Here is an 8259-nt window from a genome sequence, read left to right as displayed (position 1 = left end):
GCCGCGTTGTAGTCTTTCCAGTTGGTCGTTCGGTACTTCAGCTTTACGGGAGCAATCATGCCGTCAGTTTACCCGTGCTGCGCCTCGGCCGCTGATGGGCCGATTTGTGCAACAAAGCCCATCAGGATAGCAAATCCGCAGGCCTCACTGCGCGCAATTGAATGCATGAGTTGTAGAAAGAAGTCATGTTTTTGGTGAAAGATGCGCGCATGTTGCGTTCACTCAAGGCAAAAGTTGACTGTGGTAAATAAACAGCGCTCAGCATTAAATATAATGCCGGGATTGGGCAGATTGATAATGCGAATTTCGCAAGAAATCGCCGATTGATTGGCACATTCATCATTATTGCTGTCACCCGGATAATTAAAACCGTTATCAGCTTTTTCATCATCGTCAAATTCCGCATTTTTTTATCCGTAGGGTATTCACCGCGGTTTTTTTTGAAGGTATAGTCTCCTTATCCCCTTGCCCTCGGGCATCACAGCAACGTCCCAACCAACACGTCTGAAACCCTCGGCCCCGGCCGACGCCGCGCTCGCCGCCTTCGCGATACGGCAACAGCAGTCCCACTTTTTGCACGACGCACTTTTCGACGAGTAACTAGATGCCCAACTTCGCCCGACTTCAGATTGCCTTCAAGAACGTCTACGTCCGCATCCTGTCCGCTATCCTGCTGGGCATGCTGGTGGCGCTGGCGATCTTCAAGTCCGATGTGCCGCAAGACCCGAGCCCGGTGATCCACTCGCAGAACATCGCCGAGATCACGTCGCTGGCCGACCAGAAGGCGCGCCTGGACTACCTCCTGATCGCGCATCCGCTGTCGGAGGCGCCGCGCTACATCTATAAATTCAAGGACGCGGCGAGCCTGCACGTGGTGAAGGTGCCGAGCACCTCGCACCTGTCGCTCGAGCGCGAGGTGCTGCTCAAGAATGCGATCCCGTATTCGATCGCCAAGGATGATTACCTGGCCAGCCACAAGGCGGTGATGGACGAGGGCGTGAGCATGCTCGACCAGACCGGCGATTTCCTCAAGCGCAATGCCTTCCCGATCATCCTGGTGCTGATGATCCTGTACGTGATCAAGTTCGGCATCCCGGGCATGGGCACGAGCGCGTCGATGATCACCCCGGACAAGCTCAAGGGCAGCCTGGACGACCTGATCGGCATGGACGACATCAAGCAGGAAGTGCTGCACCTGGAAGACATGATCCGCAACCGCGAGGTCTACCAGTCGCACAATATCGACAAGCCGTTCAACGTGATGCTGACCGGGCCTGCCGGCACCGGCAAGACCAAGCTGGTCGGCTATCTGGCCAAGCGCCTCGACATGCCGATGATCTCGGCTTCGGGTTCGGCGCTGGAGTCGGGCTATGTCGGCGGCGGCTCGAAGGCCCTGAACGCCCTGTACCGCAAGGCTTGCGCCAAGGGCAAGTGCATCATCTTCCTGGATGAAGCGCAAAGCCTGTTCATGCCGCGCGGCCGCAGCGAAAAGAAATGGGAAGACGACACCGCCAACACCATGCTCGGCCTGCTCGACGGCGTGAAGAGCGACAAGGGACAAGGCGTGATCTGGATCGTCGCCTCGAACTTCGACGACAACACGACGGAAATGGACGAAGCGATGCTGCGCCGCTTCTCGGTGAAGATCAACTTCCGCCTGCCGAACAAGGCCGAGCGCCGCGAACTGCTGCGCAGCTTCCTGGCGCGCAAGAAAGATGGCCTGGTCGACTGGGAAGACCTGAACCTCGACCAGGTGGCCGAGATCACCCAGAACCTGAGCCCGGCGCTGCTGGAAACCGTGGTCGAGCGCGCGAGCATGCTGTCGATCCAGGAAAAAGCGATCATCAACACCAACCTGATGTTCCGCGCGTATGAACGCGCCACCATCGGCCTGACCGACCGCGCGACGACGGCAGAGAAACACAAGCAGCGCGAGCGCATCGCCCTGCACGAACTGGGGCACTTCTTCATGCAGATCGATCCCTACCTGCGCGCCGGTCTCAGCCTGGCCGAAGTGAAGGAAAAGTCGCACCTGCTCAAGATCAGCACCGAAGCGGTGTCGAAGATCGGCGCGCTGGGTTATGTGCTGCAGTCGGGCGAGGACATGTCGCTGCGCACCCTGGAAGAGCTGGAGCGTGACGTGGTCGGCCTGTATGGCGGCGTGGCGGCGGAAGAGATGTTCTATGGCGCCCGCGGTATCTCGGTCGGCAGCCAGAACGACATCGAGAAGATCACCAAGATGCTGAATCTGATGGTGAGCCGCCTGTCGATGTATTCGCGCTCGAAGATCGATTACAGCCAACTGGGGCAGGAAGCCAGCGGCGAGCACACCGTGCGCCTGGTGGAAGAGAAGGCGGATGCGCTGTACAGCTACACGCTCGATTCGATCCGCGATTACAAGCTGGTGATGGAGTCGCTCAAGGATACGCTGCTGGAGCAGTATGTGCTGTCGAAGGATGAGGTGTTTGCGTTGCTGGAAGAGCGTAGCGAGTTGCTGATGCCGCAACTGCATGGGCATCGGGCGGCCAAGCTGACTTTGTGTGAGGAAGAGGTCGCCGCGTAAGCAGCCGCTTCCTGTTTATGAAAACCCGTCCCGCGCAAGCCGGACGGGTTTTTGTTTGCTGGAACGATGGCCTGATCATGCTCGCGCAACATAGTCGGGATGGTGGTCGGATGCTGGCGTATCGACGCCGGATAGCAAGACATGATCGTGTCCACCGTAGACCTTCCTGAAGCGCAGGTAGCCAGCGCCGGCAAGCCAGGCGATCGAAGACTCCCAGGGCTCGCGTCCAGTGGTGGACATGCGCGGAATGGCTTTGGTTTTCCTGTATTCGTCGACGGCTCGCCGCTGTTCAGGACTCAATCGGTCCGACGCGATTTTGTAATCGGACTTGCCCGCAAGGGTGGGCAGCTTGACATTTGCCTCATCCAGCTCACGTCGTCGCTGCCAGCCCTGCAACTCTTTGTGAGCCTTTTCCTCACTGTCGGGATTGCCCGGCCTCAGCTTGAACCAGGCCCGTGAATCGTGAACGTAGTTGTCGAAGAATGCCACGACGCAGGGCGCTACTGAAAGATCGCCTTTCCACCACGTGGCGATTTCGAGCCACTCCGATTCATGGTCGTTGTTGAATCCTCGATGCTGTGCCCTGAATGGCGTGCGCGCGCCTTTCTCGTGTCTCCATCTAGTGAATTTCTCGATCTCCTCCTCGAATTCAAGAGCGGCGCTGTACAAATCGTTCTTGTCGAAATTGGACGCTCTGGAAAAGCTTTCGCTGGACTGCAGCGGATGTGCGCCGCTGACGCGGCGCCAGAGGCGCCATTCGATGCATTTCCGCGCCTGCTCACGCATGATCAGGTGCAGTGGGCCTGTCTTCACCTCGCATGTGGCGATATACGCGTTGAAATCTGAAATGGCTTTCTTGGTCAGCGCAAATCTCGATTTGGCCGATGTGCTGGCGAGTTCGAGCTTCAGCGGCACGCCGCCTAATCTCGCGGTCCTGTACATCATCAAGAGTGGAATCCTCGACAGCATGTCGTCACCGTTCGGATCGGTCCCCCGACCCTGTTCGGTTGGACAATAACCGCAGCCTATGTCGGAGTGTGCTCCCGGCAGCACGCTCTCCTCATGACGTGACGAAAGCGCTCCGCCTACCGAGATCGAATCGACCGGGAAGCTGCGTCTGATTTCATGGGCTGCGACCAGATGAAGGCATGGAATACTTGCTGGAACACGCAGGCTGTCCTCACTGTCGGCCCACGCACCGTGGCCGGTTGAGCCACCCAGGGTATTTCCTACTCCAATCGCCGCGACGGTATCGAACAGACCCAAGAAATCGAACTGGACAGGGAACCCACCAAGTGACATGCCGCCGGATTTTCCACTAAGCTGGGCATCGAGCTCGCACAAGGACTGCAGCCAGTTGGTGAAGGCGCGGGCTTGCGTTGCACCGCGTGAAAAACCGAAGATCGAGATGTAGATCATCTTGACTACTGCTGGGCTGATTTTTTCCGGCCGTCCGGTATGGCAATCCGGCCAGTGCTGGGCTATGGCTTTATGCAGACGACCCAGGATGCGCTCGAATACTGCTCGGGCCATGCGATCGGACCGTACTCCTTTCTTGCCAAAGCTGGACGTCATCGGCGGCAACTTGCCCGTCATGTTCCTGCGCGTGCTCTTATCCAGGGTGATGTCCCGGAACATGGCGTCTATCTCTGGCTGCGGCACCAGAGGGACTTTCAGGAAGTAGCGATGGACGTTATTGATGGCTTGCACGAGTGACCATAGAATTCGTCGTTCACCCATGCGACCTGCGGCTGCGCCGAAGGGCTCGTCCAGCCAGTCGGCTTTGTCGCCGACTTCCTTAAATGGAGAAGAGACACCGGGGGCATAGACTTTAAAAAAATTCGTATATTGGTCCGCGTCCTTTACCCAGTCGGTCGTTCCTGGCAGTACGCCAGGAACGCTTAATCCAGGATAGCAGTCATAGAGGCGAGCCACGTTGGAGTGATTTCTTGCGGTTTCAGCCTGCACATAGTTATTCTTGGTGCCATCGAAAAAGAACCCGAAAAACAGGTTTGTCATACAGGCTTCTTTGGGCTGATTATTAGGCGGCTGTTCTCTAGTCTCGTGCATCTCAAGGTTTTTGAGATCTTTCCTGCTAAAAAATGTTTCTTTTAGTGGGGCACTGGTAAATTTTACGTCAATGGGTGGAGATAGCTGGCTATTCACGGCTTGGCCTCCATGATTTGTTGCAAGCGTCGCTTGCTTGACTCCAGTGCTTCGGCGTAGCTTGCCTTGCTTTCAGCTATATAGAGCGGATCATCAGGACCGCTAAACCCGCTTAGCCGATACGGGGCGGAGGATTTGGTTGACTCCCAATCTTCTCTTGTGACAGTGAGCGGAGATGTTTCCAGCTCATCCAATGCTTCAGTAAAAATTTTCACTTCGTGGGCGGTCAGCTTTCGATGCAGCTCCCATCGCTCACGCCTGTACTCGATGGATGGCACTGGCCACCCTTTGATCGCTCCCGGCCAATCCGGGTGATCAGGCTGATAATCGCTCGAGACCACTTCTACCTTGCCATCGGCTTTACGCAGCACCCATATCTCTCCCGGCTTGCCGTCAACATATCGGGGAACTTCAGCCTCGATAACTTCCTTTATCTCCGGAATGGTGCTGCCTTCAGACTGCTTTTCCAAATAGTGTGTCGTGTGAATTTTCAACTTCAGCCCAGGATGCCATTCGCGTGGCAACACGGCGCAACAGGTGATTCCGCTGGCACCATATGGATCGATCAAGCCGCTGCCGCCGCTGATCATTTCCGGATTCTTCGGGTCCCTGAGATAGAAGCTGAACGTCTCGTCGGTATGATTCACACCGTGCAGACTCACGCCAACAGTCTTTTCCTCACGCGCCAAGACATAGACAGCCGTCGAAACGAGTACCAGCACGACCAGGAATACTTTGTTACCACTCATGGCATCACCGCTCCTTTTAAGCCCGATCGACTTGCGTCGCTTGCCAATTGGCAAACTTGTCTACGGCAGTCGATGGCGTTTCGATTTGCCCCTCCCGCCACAGGAATTCGCTCCAGTCCAACAGCGCCGGTTCCTTCAATCGCGCTTTTTCCGCCACCTGCAGCGCCAGCGTCAGCACTTCATATCCCTGCCATGCCGGCATGAATGGCCCCGCATGACGCCGCATGAACAGCGCCTGCATCTCGTCGATGCGACTGTCTTCCACTAGCACTGCGAACTGCCGCGCATCCAGCGCAGGAAAAGCCGCTATCTTTGCATCGGCGCCGTCGAGCCGAATCTCCTGCCAGGCACCGCTGCGAGTGACACAAGCCCAACTCGTCGCAGGACCGAGAAGCTGCGCGCGCTGGTCTGGTTCCAGCGCCTGGACGATTGCCGGAATCCGCCGCGTATCGGCAAAGCGCAAATGAAACCGCTGCCCATCCGCTTCGACGACGGTCCATGCCGCCATCCTGGCGGCAAGCTGTTGCACATCTTCGTGCGTCTGGATGACGCTGACCATGGGCCAGCCGCTGCAGCGCTGCAGTATGCGTCGGACAGATGGATTGTCTGGATCGAACGGCATCAGGAACGATGACAAGTCCAGCGCCTCGTCACTGCAACCCGGCAGCGAGGCGAACAGCATGACTTTCCGGTCAGGATGGATACCTCGATGCAGCCCAGGAATGAAGGCCCCATCGACCAGCAGATGCAGCCGCTGTCCAGTGGCGAGGTCTCGCGTACGGGCGCACAACTCGTCCATCCAACTATCCACAAACGGTGCGATCAGCATGTCACTCCACCATGGTGAGCGCCGGCCCCGCAGCCAGCGATTTCCTGAGGCATTCGAGGCAGATACTGCGCGGCAGCGCCGGCATCGGATAACCCATTTTCCCCGGCCCGGACAGACTCTTCTTGCCCGCATTGACCACCAGCTTTCCCGGACACTGAACGACGATGTTTCCACCGTCGATCATGATGTTGGCGCCGCCGGCGACGCTCAAGGAGATGCTCTTCGCCGCAGCCCATTCGATATGGGCGTTGGCGCTGATCACGTCGACGTCGTCCCGTGCCTGGACCGTCACGCCGTCGAACTGTGCCTGGACATCGATGGCATCCCGCGCCGTGATCAGTTGCAAACCGGGCTGGCCGGCATCCTGCTTTGCCGCACCGCCGAGCATGCCGATCGCCTGGCCGGCGTGCGCCCGCATTCCGGCGCCGGCGACGTATTGCGCGTCTTCGCCATTGATGAGTGAAAAGGTCTCGCCATTGGCGAGCTGCAGGCTTTGCCCGGCGTTCACGCCGAGCCCGTTCCTGGCGATGAGCGCGATCAACGGATCGGCCATATGCGGTAGCGCTTCCGATCCGGAGCTGGCGAAGCTGTGCTTGTCGACCCTGCCCGAGAGGGCGGTGTGCATGGCGCGCAAGGGCGCCGCTTCGTCATCGAGCACGCTGGCATCGGCTTTAGCCGCACCGGTATGCGCTGCCAATCCCACCGTCTCATGGCCAGCCGCGGCGCCGTGCAAGGCGCCGACCAGTTTCAGAACCTGTTCCAGCAAGCCGATGCCGGCATCATTGGCGCCAGCCGGGTCGCGTGCGGTCGCACCATGGGCAATCGGATAGCTCGACACCAGCAGCCCTGCACCAGCCCGTACAGCGCCATAGGCATCGGTACGAAGCTCCGCCCCGAGCCCGCGAAAACTGCCGCGATAGTTGTCGGCAGAGTGGACCAGATGCCCAAGATTGAGTTCGCTTGCGGCATGACTGCACTTGAGCTGCACCCGGCCCTGCGCATCGGTGTCATCGAACAGCAACTGGTTATAGCCGTTGCCACCGAACTCCTTGCTGCGGATGCCCCATTGCGCCGCGCCGTTGCGGTGGCCGGCGCTATCGGCCGAAGCGCCATGCCATACAGGACTGTTGCCGCCAGCGAGGTTGCCCTGCCCGGATCGTGCGTGGTCATGCGCCCGCTCGAACGGAGACGGCGGCCTGTTCGCAGTGCGCTGCCCACCGGGCGTCGGTGCGATGCCGCCTTCACCTTGCCCGTTGTATAGCGCGCCAACGATCACCGGGCGATCGATATCCTTTTCAAGAAACTGGACGAGAACCTCTTGCCCGATGCGCGGCAAGAACTGACATCCCATCCCGCCGCCAGCCGACCGTTGCGCCACGCGCACCCAACAGCCCGCATTGCCTTTATCCTGCCAGTGAAACCGGATCCGCACACGCCCGAGACGATCGCAATACAGCTCATCCGCACCATTGGGACGATCGCTGCCGTCCGCGCCAACGACAATCGCGCTTTGCGAGCCATGTGCCGTCGGTTTGGCGTGATTGCGCCCGTCGCTGCCAGCCAGTTGCGGGCGCCACGGCAGTTCTACAGGAATGGCTTCAAAGCAGTTGGCATAACCAGTCCGGCGCGCCTGCTCGATCGCCAGGCCAAATTCTTCCGACACCTCACGCATCACTTCTCCCAGCAGCTCTGGGATGGGACCGAACAGCTCGGCCAGTGCGTGCTGGGCCGCTGGCGGCAAATTGTTGATCCCGACGCTCCTGACGCGCAATATGGTGAACGCCGCGCTGCCACCGGATTGCCGCAGCGGCATGCCGCTGACTTTCAGGGTAAGCGTCATCCCAGCACCGTCTTGAGCGCGGCAAGCAAAAACGAGATGATGCTTGCCACACCGCTGGGAAGCGGAGTTCAGCCGGCTAGCTTGGCGGCACAGTTCCAGGGCAGGAAGTCGT

Annotated in this window: 6 protein-coding genes; 1 reads left to right on the top strand and 5 read right to left on the bottom strand. The window is 58.9% G+C overall.

What is annotated here, in order from left to right; genetic code table 11:
• Positions 1 to 121 precede the first annotated feature (121 nt).
• The gene (locus tag J3U95_RS27585; protein WP_208281679.1) at positions 122 to 391 is read right to left on the bottom strand and encodes a hypothetical protein; all 270 of its coding nucleotides are present in this window, start codon (positions 389 to 391) and stop codon (positions 122 to 124) included.
• Positions 392 to 604: 213 nt separating this feature from the next.
• Here J3U95_RS27585 and J3U95_RS27580 point away from each other — a divergent pair, with 213 nt between their 5' ends.
• Positions 605 to 2563, top strand: a complete 1959-nt coding sequence (locus J3U95_RS27580; protein WP_208281678.1) for an AAA family ATPase — start codon at positions 605 to 607, stop codon at positions 2561 to 2563.
• Between the two features lie 75 nt (positions 2564 to 2638).
• Here J3U95_RS27580 and J3U95_RS27575 read toward each other — a convergent pair whose 3' ends face one another.
• The 4 genes from J3U95_RS27575 to J3U95_RS27560 all read right to left on the bottom strand — a co-directional run.
• Positions 2639 to 4729, bottom strand: coding sequence for a T6SS phospholipase effector Tle1-like catalytic domain-containing protein (locus J3U95_RS27575; protein ID WP_208281677.1), 2091 nt, complete (start codon positions 4727 to 4729; stop codon positions 2639 to 2641).
• A complete protein-coding gene (locus tag J3U95_RS27570) occupies positions 4726 to 5478 on the bottom strand; it encodes a DUF3304 domain-containing protein (RefSeq protein WP_208281676.1) in 753 nt (250 codons plus the stop codon). The genes J3U95_RS27575 and J3U95_RS27570 overlap by 4 nt, the downstream gene beginning before the upstream one ends.
• A gap of 16 nt (positions 5479 to 5494) precedes the next feature.
• Complete coding sequence (locus tag J3U95_RS27565) at positions 5495 to 6307, bottom strand: DUF4123 domain-containing protein (protein WP_208281675.1); 813 nt, start codon at positions 6305 to 6307, stop codon at positions 5495 to 5497.
• A 1-nt stretch (position 6308) separates the two neighbouring features.
• Positions 6309 to 8259 (bottom strand): type VI secretion system Vgr family protein (locus tag J3U95_RS27560; protein ID WP_229520132.1); only part of this gene is annotated, 1951 nt, incomplete at its 5' end.

Origin of the sequence: Massilia oculi (genome assembly GCF_017582745.1) — a bacterium.
Lineage (GTDB): Bacteria > Pseudomonadota > Gammaproteobacteria > Burkholderiales > Burkholderiaceae_D > Telluria > Telluria oculi_A.
Note: the sequence above shows the minus strand (reverse complement) of the source record. Positions and strands in the feature narration are given on the sequence as shown.